Genomic DNA, 18,191 nt, shown 5'->3' on the forward strand with positions numbered 1-18,191 from the left:
AGGGTCGGGGCTAGGGTACGGGAACAGCCATCGGCGACACGGCTTGGGCTAAGGTGCGTAGCATGGTAGCCGTGGTATTGAAGTCAACACAGGCATCGGTGATGCTCTGGCCGTAGACCAGATGGTTTAAATCGGTAGGAATAGGCTGCTTACCAGCAACCAGATGACTTTCGATCATGACTCCTAGAATATGCCTAGAGTCGTCTTTTAGCTGCTGGGCGATATCTCTCAGCACCGCAACTTGGCGGTTGTGGTCTTTGTTGGCATTGGCATGGCTACAATCAATCATGATTCGGGGATTGAGGCCTAAGGTTGCCAGTTCCGCACTTGCTTGGTCGACATGATGCCGGTCGTAGTTAGGCCCTTGCTTGCCCCCTCGCAACACTAAGTGACCATCGGGATTGCCGGTGGTGGCGACGATGCTGGCGAGACCGTGGTGATTGATCCCCAGGAAGTGATGGGGCTGACTAGCGGCTAGCATGGCGTTTGTAGCGGCCTGCAAGCTGCCATCGGTATTGTTCTTGAAGCCGATGGGCATAGAGAGGCCTGAGGCCATCTCGCGGTGAGTTTGGCTCTCAGTAGTGCGAGCGCCAATTGCTGTCCAGGCGATGACATCGGCAATGTACTGGGGGGTAATGGGATCCAGCAGTTCGGTGGCTGCAGGCAGTCCGAGATGAGCCAAGTCGAGCAGTAGCTTACGGGCTAAGCGTAAGCCCGTGTTGATGTCGTAGCTATTATCTAGGTGGGGATCATTAATCAGACCTTTCCAACCAATGCTGGTGCGGGGTTTTTCGAAATATACCCGCATGACAATTTCTAACCGGTCAGCCAGCTCTTGGCGAAGCTCTGCCAGCTTTTGGCCGTACTCATAAGCCGCCTTGACGTCATGGACCGAACAGGGGCCAACGATTACCAATAGACGGTGGTCTTCGTTGTACAAAATGGTGCGGATGCGATCGCGAGTGTCAGCAACCAAGGCAGCCGCTTTCTCACTCATAGGTAACTCGTGATGCAGTAGTGCCGGGCTAACTAGCGGACGAGTTTCAACGACGTGGAGATCTTGAGTCTTATGCATAGGGTCGGCAGAGTGAAGTCAATGGCAGATCAGCGCTGACTCTAAGGCAACGCATCATTTCTATTGTGCAAGGTCCATGACTTATTTTGAGGGGTGCCCTCACGAAAGCCAACCCAGTGTTTGCATCTCTTCAGCTAGCCAGGCGCTGGAGCACAGTTCAGAAGCGGATTGGTCCAAGGGACTATGGGATAGGAGGCCATGCTGAGCTATCCCATGGTTACCTCTAGACTGACATTCAAGCGACCGCCGCCACTGAGTTCAATCACGTCATGGTCGAGACCGGACAGCGCAATGTGGACTGTGGCGGCGGCAGGCTGATACTGGCCTGTTAGCTCGATGCGGGTAGTCTGACCGGCGGTGAGATAGGGCGTTAACTCCAGGCGGGTGGCAGCATTAAAGGATTGAACCACGTTGCCGTCGATGCGAATTTGGCCCTTGAGCTCTGCCCCACTACTGCGAATATGGAGATGGTGAGTTTGAGGATTGGCATCGCTGGCCTCTAGATGAATCACTGTAGGGGTGGACGATAGCATCACCTTCAAGCTGGTGAGGGCACTGGCTTTGACCTGGTGATAGAGGGGATCTAGGGAAGATTCGAGGGGCTGACTAGGAGAGGCCATAGCAGCTCCCATTAGGGCCAGCGTAGACAAAAGAGCCAGAGAGAATGGACGAGTCATAGTGATGATGACCTCTGACGAGTCAACAACCGTGCGTGGTAACTTAGCTTTCAAGGGGGCAGAAGCTGGATCGATTGGGACATTTCCACCGATGGTTGTGACGCTCACCAGCCCTGATGAAGTTCCCAATCAAGATGATATTTAATTCAGGTTTGGTAACTTCTCCAGAGCACTAGGGCATATTTGAAGGCGAATGTACCGGTCACAGTGTCAATCCTGCTGTGTAATTTTTTCCGATGTCTGAGGATAGTATTGTTGCGCCTGAACGGTTTGAGCCCATAACCCGCTATTTAGTCTGTGCTCATCATCACTTGCCTGAGCACTGCCCAGCGAGAGCAGTCCCAGTAGTCGATGTGGGAAATGATCTGGCCAGCCGGATTGAGCTGCAGTTCACTGTGGCCGGGAATGGCAATACGGGGACGCCAGGGTAAGGGAGCCGTGAAGGCCAAGGTCCAGCGCGTTACAATTTGGTCGGCATGACGATCGATAGCGTGGAGTTGGAGATCGATGTCGATGAACCAACGGCGGATAAACTGGATCATCTGGCGGTATCGAGCTAACCCACGAAAGCGATTCAGAGGATCTTGGAAGTAGACCTGGTCGGCGTAGAGATCATAACTTTGATCCTCAGGGAAGCGCTGATAATCCTGCTTTAATCGCTCCAGAATATCCATACTGGTCGATGGTCTCTCATCGGTGGCGGCGATGGAGCAACCAGTAGGTGGTCATTTCACCGCGCCCTTTAATCGTAACGGTTCCCCGTTTCTGGAAGTGATACTGATCGTTAAGTCGTCGGTAGACCTGTTTGGTCACTTGAATGTGGTTAGCTTGCCCTTGGGATTCCATGCGACTGGCGACATTGACGGCATCACCCCAGAGGTCGTAGGAGAACTTACGTTTGCCAATGACCCCAGCCACGACTGGCCCAGTAGCGATGCCAATGCGTAGCCCGAAGGAAGCCCCATCCTGACGTTTGAACTGGGTAATAGCTTGCTGCATATCCAGGGCCATATCGGCGATGGCTTCGGTGTGGTTGGCCATCGGGTTGGGGACGCCTCCCACTACCATGTAGGCATCGCCGATGGTCTTGATTTTCTCTAGGCCGTGGGTTTCGGCGAGTTGATCGAAGATGGAAAAGATTTGGTTGAGGAGGTTGACGAGGTCGGTCGGTGCGATCGCAACAGACAGCCCCGTAAAGTCGACGATGTCGGCAAATAGGATGGTAGCTTCGTCAAAGCGATAGGCCACTGACTGGTGCTGCTGCTTCAGTTCTTCAGCAATGGATTCTGGCAAAATATTCAGCAACAGTCGTTCCGACTTCTCTCGCTCGATCTGCAGGGCCTCTTCTATTTGCTTACGCTCGGTGATATCAGTGACAAACCCCTCAATAAACTCGGGAGTGCCATCAGCTGCATAGGTGCAGACGCCCTTTTCCAGTACCCATTTTTGCTCTCCTGCGGCCGTGATCATGCGATAGATCGTCTCGAAAGGCTGGCGTTCCTGGATCGCCCGTTGTAGTTTTTCGCCCACGTAGGCATGATCCTCAGGATGGACTAGCCGACCAAAGGCTCCATTCACCTGCATCAATTCATCCGGTTGATATCCAGTTAGCTCGTAACACCCTTCACTGACAAAGGCCACCTGCCGCTCGTGATCGCACATGCGGCGATAGGCCATGCCCGCTAAATTGCCCATCAGGGTAGCAAGATCCCGTTGGCTAGCTCGCAGGGCCTCTTCTGCCTGCTTGCGCTGGGTGATATCGGCCACAGTGCCCTCGTAGTAGAGGATCTGACCACTGCTGTTCTTGACTGTGCGGACATTCTCAGAGACCCAGATGATGGTGCCATCGGCCCGGTAGATCTGCGATTCAAACTTGGCCACAGAGCCTCGAGCATGTAACTGGTGTTCTAGGGCATGCCGATGCTCTGCATCGACATAGAGCCGCCGAATATCGCTTACCTGGCCAATCAATTCAGCCGGAGAGAGATACCCCAACATGCGAGCCAGGGCAGGGTTAGCACTGAGGCAACGACCTTGGTCATCCACCTGGAAAATTCCCTCGGCCACATTCTCGAAAATGCTGCGATATTTCTCTTCCGCTCGCTGCAGGGCTAAGTCGGCTCGACGCCGTTCGGTGATATCGCGAGCCACCCAAATGACCCGATTGTTGGGCATGGGGGAGACAATGGCGGTGTACCAAGCAGTGGTCTCAAAATCTTCTGGAGCGGCGATGCCATCGGGATGGGTATCGTCTCGCCATTCCCCAATGGGTAAGCTGTAATCGAGGCGCACGGGTTGGCGAGTATTGAGGGCCTGCTGGATGTGGCGCATGAACAGCTGCGCTTGATAGGGCGGCAGGACATCGTAGATGTTTTTGCCTTCCCGCTCGGTCTCGGGGTTATAGACCAAAGCCGAATTAGTGGCCACGATATTGAGGTACTGCCCCTCGGCATCGAACACCGTGATCACATCGGTCATAGCCGCAAACAGGGCCTTCAATTCCGCGGTAGAGGCCTGCAGCTCTTCTTCGGCCCGCTGGCGTTCACGAATCTCGGTCATCAGGCGCTCGTTGGCGGCACTCAGGGCTTCTGTGCGGGCTGTGACCCGTTGTTCCAGCTCTTCGTTGGCACGCTGGAGGGCGGCTTCCACCTCTTTGCGGTCGCTAATGTCTTCGACCGTGCCCTCGTAGTACAGCAGGGTGCCATCGTCAGTATGAACAGAGCGGGCATTTTCAGAAATCCAGATGATATTGCCATCCCGCTGGTAGACCTGAGACTCAAAATTCTTGACCGAACCATGCTGCTGCAGAGTCCGGGTGAACTCTTCCCGGCGTTTCGGGTTGACATAGAGTTGCTGTTGGATGCTGGTGATATTCGCCATCATGTCCGCTGGCGAATCATAGCCGTAGATTCTAGCCAGGGCAGGATTGGCACTGACATAGTGCCCATCTGAGGTGGTTTGAAAGATGCCCTCGACGGTATTTTCGAAGATGTTGCGGTACTTGGCTTCGGCTTCCCGTAGGGCCTCCTCCGCTTGTTTGCGCTCACTGATGTCAATGCCCACGGTAAAGGCCGCCTTGCCTTCGTTATATTTCTGGGCCACGATCAGGAACTGGCGGCGATTACCGCCCACGTAGGCAGAGACTTCTTTGAAGGCATCCTGCTGATCACTCTGGAAGAAATCCGCTACAAATTGGTTAAACTCGGTGCTGGTATGGAGGAACCCAATGTCTTGATTGGTAAAGGCCTCAGCTGGCATCTTGAAGGTCTGGGCCAGATGCCGATTGACTCCCAGATACCGTAGGTCAGAACTAATCCACGACACGATGCCAGGCACGGCATCTAGGATGGCCTGCAGTTGATCCTTGGCATCCCTGAGGGCATTTTCTGCTTGGGTTTGTTTGACCACCTCAGCCACGAGAGTGTCGTTGGAGACTTTGAGATGGGCGGTCTGCTCTTGGTATTTCTTCTCTAGGGCGGCTTTATCTCGGGTGAGTTGCTCCAGGGTCTGGGTGCGATCGCACAATGTCTGGCGCAACTCTGCCACTTCAGCTTGCAGGGCCTCCACTTGAGCTTGCAGGGCTACCCTCTGCGACGACTCGTCTGGGGGTGGCTCCAACGGCGATGCTGCTGGGGCAGCAGGATCTGGCGATGGGGACGGTTGCTGGGCGTTCGAGGCAGCTGACGGCGGAGAAAAGCGCTGGGTCATAGCTGATATCACAGGATCCGACAGAGTATCTATGGCATTGGCTAGATGCTTCAGGGGCAATGAACTTGTCAAGGCCTCACCTGGGAACTATCTAGCCCCCAACCAACCTCAAGCATGATGACGACAGTCGTCTCTTGAGTGTCCCGTAGGGTAGGCATCAGGACCTAAATGCAAGCGCCAGATAACTGGGGAGACTATACAATCAATTCAAGCAACCAGCAGACAATCCGGTTGATTTTTGCCTTAACCTTGCAACCCCATGAAGCCTGACGGCGTCCCATTGCATTGCGGCCACTCCCCCTATTGTGAATCAGCGGTCACGAAAGTGCAGGATTATAGCCCCACTTTGCTGGGATTCGTTAAGGGCCTGATCACCGATCAGCTTCTCAGGCACCTTCCATGGCAAAATAAGGAGCGCTGCGATGAGTAGGTACAAGATCTGGTGAGAGCGTTAGTAGTCGGCAGTGGCGGTCGCGAGCATGCCTTAGCATGGAAGCTTCTACAATCTCCTACCATCAGCGGGATTTTCTGTATTCCTGGCAATGGGGGAACAGCAACACTGGCAGGCTGTCGTAACCTAGCCCTAGCCCCTAGCGACTTTGAAGGGATTGCTCGATTTGCCCTGGTCAATAATTGTGCCCTCGTGGTGATTGGCCCAGAACAACCCCTAGCCGATGGCATTACAGACTATCTCACCAGTCAGGGACTCAACGTCTTCGGTCCTACCCAAAGTGGGGCCCAAATTGAAGCTAGCAAGGCTTGGGCCAAAGCGCTGATGTACTCGGCCCAGATTCCTACCGCCCAGGCCAGGGTCTTTACAGAAGCAGCCCCAGCCATCGCCTACGTAGAAAGCCAAGGCATCCCCATCGTCGTCAAAGCCGACGGATTGGCTGCTGGCAAGGGCGTTACCGTTGCCCACTCCCTGGAGACAGCCATTACCGCCATTGAGGCAGCCTTTGCCGGAGAGTTTGGTGCAGCCGGGCATCGAGTTGTCATCGAAGACTATCTCACTGGCCAGGAGGCCTCTGTACTGGCTGTAACCGATGGCCACACCATTCGCCCCCTGCTGCCAGCCCAAGACCATAAGCCCATTGGCGAAGGCGACACAGGCCCCAACACGGGCGGTATGGGAGCCTATGCCCCGACGCCGGTTGTGCCCCCTTCCCTGCTAGAGAGAATTCAGCAGGAAATTTTAGCTCCCACCCTAGCCGCGCTGCGACAGCAGGGCATCCTCTACCGGGGGGTGTTGTATGCGGGGTTAATGATCACGCCCACAGGGGATCCTAAGGTGATCGAGTTCAACTGTCGCTTTGGCGATCCCGAAACCCAGGTAGTGCTGCCCCTGCTCAAAACTCCCTTAGCCGATCTGATGCAGGCCTGCCTAGAAGAACGACTCGACCAGTTTCCACCACTACAGTGGCACACTGGCACGGCAGCCTGTGTCGTAGCCGTGGCAGGGGGCTATCCTGGTGCCTATAAGAGAGGCCACAGTATTACAGGGCTCGAGCAAGCCGAAGCTGCAGAGGATGTTTGCGTCTTCCAAGCCGGCACCCAACGGCAAGGCCAACAGCTGGTCACCCATGGTGGCAGGGTACTAGGCATAACAGCCCTAGGCGACACCATAGATGGGGCTCTGGCCAAAGCCTATGATGCCATGACCTATATTCACTTCGATGGCATGTACTATCGTCGAGATATTGGCTACCGTATCAAGAATCATTAATCCCGTTTCCCAGCCACCCCGATAGCGCCATCTATTCTCTATGCCTGTCTCTATGCCTGGATAGCGGATTGGCGCCGCCATCAGACCTGACTGACTGATGGTATCGGCAGCCCCTAAACTGAAAATTGGGATGTCTTATCCGTTATCGGAATTTGGCTGAGAGGATATTTGGAAAGTACCCTGCAACCTTGCTCCAGACGGGATTCTGGCCAACAGAGCCATACGCTCTAAAACGCTTACCCGGCAGGGCTTTCAGCCGAGCTTTCACATGTCCTCTAACCGGCATCTAGGTCCGGATCTAGCGTCCAGACCTAGAGGGGGATCTAGGGGGAAAGCCAGATCTCCAGCTGGACTTGGTATAAGCTTTAAGCGAAGCCGGTTGTACTCAGCTATTTGGCTAACGCTATAAATTTAGAAGCCCTTTATTAGCAACACTGTTTAGAGGTACCTTGATCCGACTATTGAACCAGATACGGGAGCTCATTGTTCGTTGGTGGGGAGATTTCACCCTCCAGACCCGCCTGATGGCAGGGGCAACCCTGATGGTTTCCTTACTCATGAGTGCCCTCACCTTTTGGGCCGTCAATACGATTCAACAAGATGCCCGTCTCAACGACACTCGCTTTGGCCGAGATTTAGGCTTGCTGCTGGCGGCCAATGTTGCGCCTCTGGTGCAGAAGGAAGATCGCACCGAGTTGGCCCGATTTTCCTATAGCTTCTATCAGAGTACCTCTAGTGTTCGCTACATGCTCTATGCCGATGAGGACGGCAACATTTTCTTCGGCATTCCCTTTTCTGAGGCTACGGTACAGAACTCCTTAACGCTGCGACGGCGCATGCAGTTGCCGGAAGACTATGCCAAAAATGCCGATCGCCCCATGGTGCGTCAGCACCTAACTCCGGCAGGTGAGGTGACTGATGTCTTCGTGCCCCTCAACTATAATGGTGACTATTTAGGGGTCTTAGCGTTGGGGATCAACCCCAATCCGACGGTGGTGGCCTCCTCTCATCTGACTCGTGATGTCACAATCGCGGTGTTTGTCTCGATTTGGGTCATGGTGATCTTGGGGGCTGTGTTTAATGCCTTGACCATTACTCAGCCAATTAAGGAACTCTTGGTTGGGGTAAAAAACATTGCTGCTGGCAACTTTAAGCAGCGCATTGATCTGCCGCTGGGGGGTGAGTTAGGCGAACTGATTCACAGCTTCAACGATATGGCAGAGCGGCTGGAGCGTTATGAAGAGCAAAATATCGAAGAGCTAACGGCAGAGAAGGCGAAGCTGGAAACGCTGGTGTCTACCATCGTCGATGGCGCCATCTTGTTAGATGCCGATATGAATATTGTGCTGGTAAACCCGGCGGCTCGCCGTATGTTTGGCTGGGATGGCCACAATCTCACCGCAGGCAATGCCCTGGAGCACTTTCCCAATCAGGTGCGGGTGCAGTTGACTCGGCCCCTATTCCAGGCAGTGGCGGGGGAGTCTGAAGGCATGGAATTTCGGATCGCCCTGACTGAACCAGCCAATCGCATGGTGCGGATTCTGCTGAATACGGTGCTGGATCAGGCTAAGGAGAATGTGAAGGGGATCGCCATCACGGTGCAGGATATTACCCGGGAGGTGGCCCTGAATGAAGCCAAGGCGCAGTTTATCAGCAATGTCTCCCACGAGTTGCGCACGCCTCTATTTAACATCAAGTCGTTCATTGAGACGCTGCATGAGTACGGCACAGATCTCACCGCAACCGAACAGCAAGAATTTTTAGAGACGGCCAACCACGAGACCGATCGCCTGACTCGCTTGGTCAATGACGTCTTGGATTTGTCGCGATTAGAGTCGAACCGGCGCTATCAGTTTGAGGCCGTTGACATTCATCAGCCCATTGAGCAAACCCTGCGCACCCACCAACTCAATGCTAAGGACAAGCAGATCGAACTCGTCCAGAAGGTCGCAGCTGACCTGCCACCGGTGTTTGGCAATTATGATCTGCTGCTGCAGGTCTTCAGTAATCTGGTGGGCAATGCCTTGAAGTTTACGGAGGCTGGGGGCCGGGTGGCTATTCGCGCCTATCCAACTCCCTTGAAGCGCCAGCACCCTGATGAACCGGCCTGTGTCAGGGTGGAGGTGTCAGATACGGGCATTGGGATTGCCCCGGAGGATCAAGAGGCGATTTTCGATCGGTTCTTTCGGGTGGAGAATCGAGTCCATACCCTGGAAGGAACTGGCTTGGGGCTATCTATCGTCAAAAATATCATCGAAAAACACAATAGCCGGGTCCATCTCATCAGCGAAGTGGGAACGGGGACCACGTTTTGGTTTGATCTAGCGGTGTATGAGACTGAGGATGCCGATAACGCTGCAGACCTTGATAATTGCGATCGCACCCCCTCATGCCAAGATTCAGCGGTGGCCGATCCGGTGGTGATGGGCCTGGCCCCAGACCTTTGAACTCCCAAGATCTTTGAACTTAGGTCAGGCTAATCAGTAAGCTCAGCCCTAACAGGGCCAGAAGACCTACCCATAGCGAATGCCGGCGCAGCCAGCTTTGCAGCCGCCATTGAACGGGAGGAGCAACGGTGGGGGGTGAGACCGGGGTTGCCATATCCCGAAACAAGATGCAGGTTTGGGCATGGGGACGTTGGGGAAATGTGCAGGTATCATCCTGGTGATAGGTGCAGCGATCGCATAGGGGCATGCCATCTGTGGCGCGATGTAGGGTCATGCCAGGATGGCCATAGGCTTTTAGGGGCAACCGACAGGTTGGACAGTGAATATCGCCGGGGGTAATACGAGTTTGGCAACGGGGGCAAACGGTCATAGGGAAGCAGGTCTTTTGGGCGCCATGCCCCTATTTTAGGCAGTGATCCATCGTCTCGGTGCCACAATGGTTATACCGTTAGCTACGCCATGCCGCCAGCCGTCGCTGATTGGCCCCGGCGATATCTAGAACCGTCGCTGGCTGCGAGTGCCCTGTCTACCTAACGGTTGATCTGACCGTCTGTCCTGACATTTCGACATCCCTCTGACGCTATGTGCCGACAGGTGTCCCGCATTTTGATCATCGATGACGACAAAGTTGCTCGAGCTGTGCTGCGGCAACGCCTTGAACAGGAAGCTTACGATGTTGTCGAGGCTGACAGCGGCAGCACTGGCTTAGAGTTGTTTCAGATGCTCTGCCCCGATCTGGTATTAGTGGATGCCGTGATGCCGACCATGGATGGCTTTGAGTGTTGCCGCCGCCTACAAACCTTACCGGGGGGGCAGCATATCCCGGTGCTGATGATTACTAGCCTAGAGGATGAAACCTCGGTGAAACGGGCCTTTGCGGCAGGAGCAGCTGATTTTGTCACCAAGCCAGTGCAGTGGGCAATTTTGCTACAGCGGGTACGGCGCATGATCTGGCAGGCCCATCTCTACCAGCAGCTAGAGGCGGCGAATCAGGCCTTGCTGAAACTGGCGAATCTGGATGGACTGACTCAAATTGCCAATCGCCGTCATTTCGATCAGCATCTAGAGCAGGAGTGGCGGCGACTGATGCGATGGTCAAAGACCGGCCCTCAAGGGCCATCGCATCGATCTCTGTCTCTCATCCTCTGCGACATCGACTATTTCAAAGCCTACAATGACCACTACGGCCATCAAGCCGGCGACGAGTGCCTGCAACGGGTCGCCCATATTCTGCAACGGACGATTCAGCGACCAGCCGATTTGGCCAGCCGCTATGGCGGCGAAGAGTTCGCCATCACCTTACCAGAAACCCCACTATCAGGGGCATTACAGATAGCTCACTGCATCCGGGCGGCCATCCACGCCGAACGGTTACCCCATCACTACTCCAGCGTTGCTGACCATATCACCCTCAGCTTCGGCATCGCCAGTCTGATTCCCCAGGCCAACCAGGGCCCAGAGGATCTCATCGCCAGCGCCGACCAGCGACTCTATCGGGCCAAGCAACAGGGACGCGATCGCATCTGCGCCGACCTCACCGTGATCTCGGAAGCAGGCCATTGACGCTGCCTCGGCCGAAGTGCTAAGCAGACCGAAGACGACCAGCCCACTCTCAGCCCAGAGATGCCATGAAAGTCGCCGTCTTCAGTGCCAAAGCCTATGACCGCCACTTCCTGACCCAGGCCAATCACGCTTACCACCACGACCTGACCTTCTTCGAAACTCGCCTGACGCCCAAAACCTCTCCCCTAGCCGAGGGCTTTCCGGCAGTCTGTGCTTTCATCAACGATCAGCTGGACTCAGAGACACTCCATGCCCTCCGACAGCAACAGACGCACCTGATTGCCCTGCGCTCCGCTGGCTTCAACAACGTGGATTTAGAGGCTGCCCAAGCCCTAGACATGACCGTAGTACGGGTGCCCGCCTACTCTCCCTACGCCGTCGCCGAACATGCCGTGGGCCTGATTTTAATGCTCAATCGCAAACTCTATCGAGCCTACAACCGAGTCCGAGACGATAATTTCTCCCTAGATGGTCTCCTCGGTTTCGACCTGCATGGCTGCACCGTCGGCATCATCGGCACCGGCAAGATCGGCCAGTGCTTTGCCAGTATCATGCATGGATTCGGCTGTAACCTAGTGGCCTACGATCCCTACCCAGCCTCTGCCTGCCTCGAATTGGGAGTCACCTATACAGACTTACCCGAGCTGCTAGGCCAATCCGATATGATTTCCCTACATTGCCCCCTGCTCCCCGACACCTACCACCTGATCAACCGAGAGACGATTCAGCAACTCAAGCCTGGCGTCATGGTGATCAACACCAGCCGTGGCGGTTTGATCGATACTCCCGCCATCATTGAGGGCATTAAGTCAGGACAGGTGGGCTATTTCGGTGCCGATGTCTACGAAGAAGAAGGTCCCCTTTTCTTTGAAGACCGCTCAGACACGGTGATTCAAGACGATACCTTCCAACTGCTGCAGTCCTTTCCCAACGTGGTGCTGACGGCCCACCAAGGGTTCTTTACCCGCAATGCCTTAGACAACATTGCCCAGACAACTCTGGCCAACATCGCCGACATTGAGGCCAACCGCCCTTGCCCCAACCGAATTGCTATCACCTAAGAACAACGGGTGAGGGCTGATGAAGCGCCTGACTCTAGAGATTGAGAGATTCAGTATTTAGGCTACTCCCGGGGTTCCAGCAGTACCCCTTGGCTGTCCTGCAGGGTAAACGACCGCAGATCTTCAATCGCCACCCCAGGTGAGGCGATCGACACCTGCCACTCATCCATATCCAGCTGCAGCCAGTCGCCTAGGGTCACCGGTAGAGGATCTCCCCCCATGTGAGCCACCATCACGACCTGACGCGTGGAGGCCGAGTCAGCCTCTGATTCTGCCGGTGCCCGCCGCCAGCCGTAGAAAACTGTGCAATTTTGATCGCTAATGTGGTTAAACCGATCGGTGCCTGAGAGATTCTGGCGTAGCCAGGGATTGGCGTGCCGAAAGCGTCGCAGGGCTAAGTTGTAGGCTAGTTTGTCCTGATCCAGCACACTTTCCTGCAGCCAGACGTTACACATGGCGTGGGCGTCTTCCATGAAGGCTTTGGCAAAGGCCTTCAGAGCTGTAACATTGAGCTCCGTCAACACCTGGGATTTCCCAGGGCGATTGAGTTTTTGCAGTTGGGCTCCAGAACGACGCTGTTGAGCCGCTTGCTGAACTTCAGGGGTATCTGAGCTGCTTCCTAGAAACTGCTGGCAGAGATTGGCGACTTCCTCCAGGTCGTAGTCAGTTTCGTCGATGGCTTCCCAGAGCCCTCGCACAAACTGCCGCAATTCATCCAACTGGGCAAACCCCATGGCTTTAAGTTGAGGAAACAGCTGCGGCCAATTGTAGGTCTCTGGGATAATTTGCCAATCTAAAAATCCCCCTGCCTCTTCAGCCATCACCTTGACCCCGTAACGATCGTCCGTGTTGCGCAAAAAGCCCCAGGGAGCCTTCATGGTGCAGTTGATGAAATCCATCGGTAACCCCGGGCTAAAACCATAGGTGAAGAGAGTAATAGCAGGATTATCGTAGGCGTTATTGAGCACCTCAGGCAGGCTATCGCCTAGATTCCAATTGATGGGTAGTTCCGGATCAACCTGAGTGCCTCGTCGCAGAGTGTCATGGTTGCCGCATCCGGTAATCCAATTGGCCCCTAGCTGAGCCTGTTCAACCACCCGCGGCCATTTCTTGTCCCAGAAGCCGCGCAGGCTGGGAGTATTGTGAGCAAAGATCAACGGTCCCCACTGGAACGCCTGCGGTTGAAATTCAATGATGTCGCGGTAGGTGGATATCTCTTCCCAGCCTTCTGCAGGCCAAGGACGACCATCTTCAAAAATGGCAAATAACCGCCGTTGGGCAGCACCGATCTGCTGGGTCACCCGGGCCATCTCCTGCAGATAGGAGTCGTCGTATTCCACCCTTCCCGAGATGGGGTTGAAGAACTTGAAGTCCTGAGCCCCGTCTACCCGAATACCATCGGCTCCAGTGTTGATCTTGCGCCGTTGCATCTCCAGGAGAATCGCTCGCACAGTTGGGTTCTGATGGTTAACATCCTGGCCATACATATTAGGGCCTTTGAGAAAACGGCCATTCAGCAGAGCCAGAGCCTGGTTATCGGCATGACCGTAGACAATGTCGTAAATCAGCTGAATTGGTCCCGTGGGGAAGTTGTGCAGGGTTTCTACAAAGGTGACTAGCTCATCGGGCCGTAGTGTTCTCAACACGGAGGGATCAATTGCACTACTGCCGAAGATGACAATGTCGTAGCCCCAGTTTTGGGTGTCAGGTTTCTTCAGGGTAATCAGGATATCTCCTGGTTCCCGCTCGATCTCCTCGGTGTCGGGATCCATTTCATCCAAATCATTTTCGTCGAAGATGAAAAAGCCCTCCCCCAGATCATGCTTGCCTCGATACTCGACAGTGGGTTCGATGGGCATGACTTGCAGGGCATCATAGCCAATAAAGGCTTGCTCAGCCGCAGTAAGTGGGGCTTGCTGGGAGATTTTCTGACTCAGACGCTGATAGACCTCGGTGAGGCCAGCTAGGGTGCCATCGGGGGAACTGGTATTGACATGGAGCTGCAGGATGTTGGTGGGGGGATGGACGCGAACGATGCCGTCTTCCTGGTCTCCTTGGTGGAAATAGCCTAAATCTTGGCGCTGGGCTTGGAGGCTGGCCATGTCATAGACTTCTGCGGGCGCGTAGATACCGTAGGGCAGTGAGTAAGCCAAGCAGTCGCCGACGACGCGCACTTCGTTGCTGTTCATATCCAGATAGCGCAACCAGTAAAAGGAGCCCAGTTGCTCTCTATTGCCCGCCTTCAGACCGGATAATACGCCCCAGAAATACTCTCCTTGCTTGACCAGACTGACATAGTCCTGCCGGAAGCGAACTTTTTGCAGCGGTTTGGTGGGGTCGATAGAGCGCTTGGGAGTGAATACCTCTAGGTAGATATTCTTGGGCTGGATCATGTCGGCGGCAAGTTCAGGCACCCACAGCCCAATCTCGGTTAAACCATCTTTAGCTCGGTAGTGGGCGCCCAGGCGCGTGGCAAGCTGTTGAGCTTTACCGAAGACGGTGTCGTCGGAAGACTCGACGGCTTCGGCCCAATCCAGCAAGGCTTGTGTCTCGTCTTCGATGAGCTGGATACGGGGTTGAGCAGTAGTCACCATAGATACGCTGTCGGTATGATGTTCAATGCCATTAATACCAGGTCCTGCCAGGAAAGCAAGCTATATTGGCCGGGGAGTAGAGGTGCTAAGGGAACATCGGGGCAGAATTTGCCGCTTCAATATTAGGGCAGCGATACCAGGCTGGATCAAGCTTTATGGATAGCTTTGTTTCTCTGCTGTGCGGTTAAGCTCATTTTGAGAGCTGCGATCGCAAAAAAACGGCCTTCAAAGAGAGTACTCTTTGAAGACCTATTAGAGAGTGTTCTGATTTTTGTGTAACCCTCGGTTCTGGGCACGGAAAATCAAGGGTTCCAGGCTGGTCGAACCCAGTTTGCTGAACACTCCCCCTGTTACAATCACCGGTTAAGGTTTAGATCACACCCGGTCCTTTACCGCCAGGCTGATTTACTTCCTTGAGTTCTTCCACCCGAGCTGCTTCTTCAGCTTCCTGCTGCTGCCGCAGATCTCCCGGTTCGTTGACATACATCTCGGGCTCGATCGGATAATTATTGAGTTTACCCTCGCGATCCGTGGTGTATCCTGAAGTACTATCAGCACCTGGCTTGGCATCATCAGGGGTCTCTCTAAAGTCTTCCCCTTCTCGCTCTTGCCGGGCCGCCACCTCGGCGGGTGTCAAGTCGCGGTCGTAATTGTTGAATTGATCTTCAGTCGTCATAATTTAGACTCCTAACTTAAATCGCCAATGGATTTAACGCAGGTCTATTGACCTGATTGACGGCGGCTCATTCCTTGTCGATCTCGGGAACGATGTCGGGCCGCTCCTTATCTTCCCAGCCCACTGGTCGCTTCGAGTTATACCAGGCAATAGAGCCTATGCCGGCAGCTGCAATAAATCCGACCAGCAGCAGTACCGTGGCAGATACTGGGAACTGGCTTGATGCCGCCGTAAAATCTAACAACAGGTCCATAAGTTTGACCTCCTTATCGTAAGATCGCCATCGCTATCCCACCGCTAATGACAGCAGCACTACTGTGCTATATCCTCTACTACAAGTAGCCATGGGGATTCCAACAGAATCCCCTACCTTCGTAGGGCCACCATAACGGGCCGCTACAGGCGACAGGAATAAGCGCTGTCGTATCTAGTTTCACCATAGCAATGGCAATTATTTCTAACATCTGTCAAGGGAATTAGGTCGACTGGATAGGAAGATGCTTGAAAGGTCTGATCGAGCCTCGGAAATGCCTCAATAGGCCTTCTTTAACCATCTTCTAAAGGCAAGCAGCACCGCGAAATAGCCATCGAGTGCTGGTCTTGCCGGCCAAGCGATCCTAAACAGTGGTTAGAATCAGCGTTCTTGGGGCTCGAAATCTAAAGCCGCCGAGTTCAGGCAATAGCGTTGCCCTGTGGGCGGCGGACCATCATTGAAAACATGGCCCAAATGGGCATCGCAGGCGGCGCAGAGAACCTCAGTGCGAATCATAAAGTGGCTCAAATCCCGCTTGGTGGCCACATTATCCTCATTGATGGGAGACCAAAAGCTGGGCCAGCCAGTTCCTGAATCAAATTTGGTCTCAGCACTAAACAGCTCAGTGCCACAACAGATGCACTTGTAGATTCCCGGCGCCTTATTGTCATGATATTGACCGGTAAAGGCGCGCTCAGTCCCCTTCTGACGGGTTACATGAAACTGCTCGGGGGTCAGCTGCTGCCGCCACTCCTCATCCGTTTTCACTATTTTCTGAACCATAATGAATTCCCGACGTCTACTCGAACGAATCAAAACGAAGCAACCAATACGGCATATTCTCTCTAGGTGAGGCACAGCCGATCTCCTAAGATCAAGAGATCAAGGGGATTGTGGTCGGCCATGCGCCTCACTGGATGCAAAAACGCCGTAGAGCTGACCGTTACCATCCATCACAGAGCATAGTAGGTAGCTCCACTTGAATCGTAACGTAGTGTAAAGTTCTGGCCCCAGTTGATTTTTTGAAAATAGCGATATTATTTGGGGCAGCACGCCAGAAATATGGCCAGAGTATGTCTCCTGGCAATGCCCAGTAATTCACCCATTCCATTTGGTATGACTAACGTGCACCCCCATTCCTCAGGCGACCCTCGACAGCATCGGGTGGCGATTCATGCCACCGGATCAGCCGAACTCAATCCGGTCCTAGGTAATGCCCTGGGTAGTTTAACGATTAACCTAGATGACGAACTGTCCCGCTATCGCCGCCTGCGTCAGGGACAGTCAACGGCAAGGGCTTACCACCCTCCCTTTCGTAAATCCCGTAAAGCCCTTGGCCTGATCAGCGTTCAGCCTCAGGCGGCTCAGGCACCCACCACACCTACCAAATCCCAAGGGGCGCCATCGGTCGTACCACCACCACCGCCCAATCCCCGGCTGACTCGCCAACCTGACCCAGGGCAGCTAACCGTGGCGACAACAACGGCATCCCAGCCTTCATCCTCGCCGTCAGAGCCATCCTTAGTCCCTGCCATCGAGTCTCCCCAGGATTATCTGGCCTCTTCAGAAGCCCTGCTCAGGAGCACTCCTTCCCAGTCGGTGCCATCTGAGTCTGGCAGTAAACCCTTGCTCTGGCGTCACCTCACTACCCCCCTAGGATTGGGGACGCTGTTGTTCCTATTAGTGGGGAGTGGTGGACTGGGCTATGTGTTGACGAATCCGGCTACCTTAGAGCACCTCTGGCAGGGGCATCCATCAGAGACAGCGGCGGATGGCGCCCAGAGGTCCGCAGCCACATCAGACACTCAAACTCAATTCGAATCGTGGGGACCCGATTTAGCCAGTCAGGAATTTATCGAGCTCAATCTCAACACCCTCAGCACTCTATCTAGCCAGTTAGCCAGTCCGGAGCCAGATCTGCCCTCCTCAGCAGCAACCTCTACAGAGGCAGAGGCAGAGGCAGAGGCAGACCCCAACGGCACCACTAGCGAGGCTACGACAACCAGGGCTTCAGCCTCCGAGTCTCCACCCAGTGGTTCGGCAGCAGCAGTCCCCACGCCTGCCCAACCTCGAACCATGTCACGGCGACCAGCCCCGACGCCACAAGCCCCGACGCCCCCATCGCCAAGGCCCTCGCGCTCGGCAGCCCCTTCTGCCAGCCCTGCCGCTTCTGCCAGTCCTACCCCAACGTCTGTGCCGCCGAATTACTATGTGGTGGCTGATTACACCGGGGATCAATCTCTGGCGGCGGCTCGTCAGGTTGTCGGTGACGCCTATGTACGCAACTTTTCCATGGGGGCCCGCATTCAACTGGGAGCCTTTGTGGATAGTGAATCGGCCCAATCACTGGTGAGGCAACTACAAAGTCAGGGCATCACGGCTCAGGTCCATACACCGTAGTGCTGATCTGAGGA

Annotated in this window: 14 protein-coding genes; 5 read left to right on the forward strand and 9 right to left on the reverse strand. The window is 54.6% G+C overall.

The genetic code is table 11. The annotated features are described in order from the left end of the window. Positions 1 to 10 precede the first annotated feature (10 nt). From XM38_RS06905 to XM38_RS06920, 4 genes are all read right to left on the reverse strand, one after another. Positions 11 to 1,075 (reverse strand): 3-deoxy-7-phosphoheptulonate synthase, encoded by a 1,065-nt coding sequence (locus tag XM38_RS06905; protein ID WP_080807438.1) that lies wholly within the window; start codon positions 1,073 to 1,075, stop codon positions 11 to 13. Between the two features lie 206 nt (positions 1,076 to 1,281). Next, on the reverse strand, positions 1,282 to 1,752 hold the full coding sequence (locus XM38_RS06910; RefSeq protein WP_137455038.1) for a hypothetical protein: 471 nt from the start codon (positions 1,750 to 1,752) through the stop codon (positions 1,282 to 1,284). Between the two features lie 290 nt (positions 1,753 to 2,042). Then, positions 2,043 to 2,426, reverse strand: coding sequence for a DUF2358 domain-containing protein (locus XM38_RS06915; protein WP_080807432.1), 384 nt, complete (start codon positions 2,424 to 2,426; stop codon positions 2,043 to 2,045). A 16-nt stretch (positions 2,427 to 2,442) separates the two neighbouring features. Further along, positions 2,443 to 5,532, reverse strand: a complete 3,090-nt coding sequence (locus XM38_RS06920; RefSeq protein WP_137455039.1) for a PAS domain S-box protein — start codon at positions 5,530 to 5,532, stop codon at positions 2,443 to 2,445. Positions 5,533 to 5,902: 370 nt separating this feature from the next. On the opposite strand from XM38_RS06920, the gene purD reads away from it, so the two are divergent. Continuing rightward, positions 5,903 to 7,183 carry a phosphoribosylamine--glycine ligase gene (gene purD, locus XM38_RS06925; protein ID WP_080807426.1) on the forward strand — a complete coding sequence of 427 codons (1,281 nt, stop codon included), beginning with the start codon at positions 5,903 to 5,905 and terminating at the stop codon, positions 7,181 to 7,183. 449 nt (positions 7,184 to 7,632) lie between these two features. Continuing rightward, positions 7,633 to 9,630 carry a two-component system sensor histidine kinase NblS gene (gene nblS, locus XM38_RS06930; protein WP_080807423.1) on the forward strand — a complete coding sequence of 666 codons (1,998 nt, stop codon included), beginning with the start codon at positions 7,633 to 7,635 and terminating at the stop codon, positions 9,628 to 9,630. 19 nt (positions 9,631 to 9,649) lie between these two features. On the opposite strand, the gene XM38_RS06935 is transcribed toward nblS, so the two are convergent. Then, positions 9,650 to 10,000 carry a zinc ribbon domain-containing protein gene (locus XM38_RS06935; protein ID WP_080807419.1) on the reverse strand — a complete coding sequence of 117 codons (351 nt, stop codon included), beginning with the start codon at positions 9,998 to 10,000 and terminating at the stop codon, positions 9,650 to 9,652. 212 nt (positions 10,001 to 10,212) lie between these two features. On the opposite strand from XM38_RS06935, the gene XM38_RS06940 reads away from it, so the two are divergent. Both XM38_RS06940 and XM38_RS06945 read left to right on the forward strand, forming a co-directional pair. Continuing rightward, positions 10,213 to 11,193, forward strand: a complete 981-nt coding sequence (locus tag XM38_RS06940) for a diguanylate cyclase domain-containing protein (RefSeq protein ID WP_080807416.1) — start codon at positions 10,213 to 10,215, stop codon at positions 11,191 to 11,193. Between the two features lie 65 nt (positions 11,194 to 11,258). Next, positions 11,259 to 12,254 (forward strand): 2-hydroxyacid dehydrogenase, encoded by a 996-nt coding sequence (locus tag XM38_RS06945; RefSeq protein WP_080807413.1) that lies wholly within the window; start codon positions 11,259 to 11,261, stop codon positions 12,252 to 12,254. 62 nt (positions 12,255 to 12,316) lie between these two features. Here the strand turns inward: XM38_RS06945 and gghA are convergent, their stop codons facing one another. The 4 genes from gghA to msrB all read right to left on the reverse strand — a co-directional run bounded on the left by gghA (position 12,317) and on the right by msrB (position 16,560). Beyond that, positions 12,317 to 14,848 carry a glucosylglycerol hydrolase gene (gghA, locus tag XM38_RS06950; protein WP_088429397.1) on the reverse strand — a complete coding sequence of 844 codons (2,532 nt, stop codon included), beginning with the start codon at positions 14,846 to 14,848 and terminating at the stop codon, positions 12,317 to 12,319. A 370-nt stretch (positions 14,849 to 15,218) separates the two neighbouring features. Beyond that, the gene (locus XM38_RS06955) at positions 15,219 to 15,524 is read right to left on the reverse strand and encodes a hypothetical protein (RefSeq protein ID WP_080807408.1); all 306 of its coding nucleotides are present in this window, start codon (positions 15,522 to 15,524) and stop codon (positions 15,219 to 15,221) included. A 67-nt stretch (positions 15,525 to 15,591) separates the two neighbouring features. Beyond that, complete coding sequence (psb35, locus tag XM38_RS06960) at positions 15,592 to 15,777, reverse strand: photosystem II assembly protein Psb35 (protein ID WP_080807405.1); 186 nt, start codon at positions 15,775 to 15,777, stop codon at positions 15,592 to 15,594. Positions 15,778 to 16,158: 381 nt separating this feature from the next. Further along, a complete protein-coding gene (msrB, locus tag XM38_RS06965; protein ID WP_080807402.1) occupies positions 16,159 to 16,560 on the reverse strand; it encodes a peptide-methionine (R)-S-oxide reductase MsrB in 402 nt (133 codons plus the stop codon). A 333-nt stretch (positions 16,561 to 16,893) separates the two neighbouring features. Between msrB and XM38_RS06970 the strand changes: the two genes are divergently transcribed. Further along, positions 16,894 to 18,177, forward strand: coding sequence for an SPOR domain-containing protein (locus XM38_RS06970; RefSeq protein WP_080807399.1), 1,284 nt, complete (start codon positions 16,894 to 16,896; stop codon positions 18,175 to 18,177). Positions 18,178 to 18,191 lie beyond the last annotated feature (14 nt).

Source organism: Halomicronema hongdechloris C2206 (genome assembly GCF_002075285.3).
Classification (GTDB): domain Bacteria; phylum Cyanobacteriota; class Cyanobacteriia; order Phormidesmidales; family Phormidesmidaceae; genus Halomicronema_B; species Halomicronema_B hongdechloris.

Bases quoted from the DNA above. Each gene is read 5' to 3' on its own strand.
- XM38_RS06915 (WP_080807432.1), bottom strand. From the start codon at position 2,426: ATGGATATTCTGGAGCGATTAAAGCAGGATTATCAGCGCTTCCCTGAG.
- XM38_RS06970 (WP_080807399.1), top strand. From the start codon at position 16,894: ATGACTAACGTGCACCCCCATTCCTCAGGCGACCCTCGACAGCATCGG.
- XM38_RS06935 (WP_080807419.1), bottom strand. From the start codon at position 10,000: ATGACCGTTTGCCCCCGTTGCCAAACTCGTATTACCCCCGGCGATATT.
- XM38_RS06905 (WP_080807438.1), bottom strand. From the start codon at position 1,075: ATGCATAAGACTCAAGATCTCCACGTCGTTGAAACTCGTCCGCTAGTT.
- XM38_RS06940 (WP_080807416.1), top strand. From the start codon at position 10,213: ATGTGCCGACAGGTGTCCCGCATTTTGATCATCGATGACGACAAAGTT.
- XM38_RS06955 (WP_080807408.1), bottom strand. From the start codon at position 15,524: ATGACGACTGAAGATCAATTCAACAATTACGACCGCGACTTGACACCC.
- gghA (WP_088429397.1), bottom strand. From the start codon at position 14,848: ATGGTGACTACTGCTCAACCCCGTATCCAGCTCATCGAAGACGAGACA.
- msrB (WP_080807402.1), bottom strand. From the start codon at position 16,560: ATGGTTCAGAAAATAGTGAAAACGGATGAGGAGTGGCGGCAGCAGCTG.
- XM38_RS06945 (WP_080807413.1), top strand. From the start codon at position 11,259: ATGAAAGTCGCCGTCTTCAGTGCCAAAGCCTATGACCGCCACTTCCTG.
- psb35 (WP_080807405.1), bottom strand. From the start codon at position 15,777: ATGGACCTGTTGTTAGATTTTACGGCGGCATCAAGCCAGTTCCCAGTA.
- XM38_RS06910 (WP_137455038.1), bottom strand. From the start codon at position 1,752: ATGACTCGTCCATTCTCTCTGGCTCTTTTGTCTACGCTGGCCCTAATG.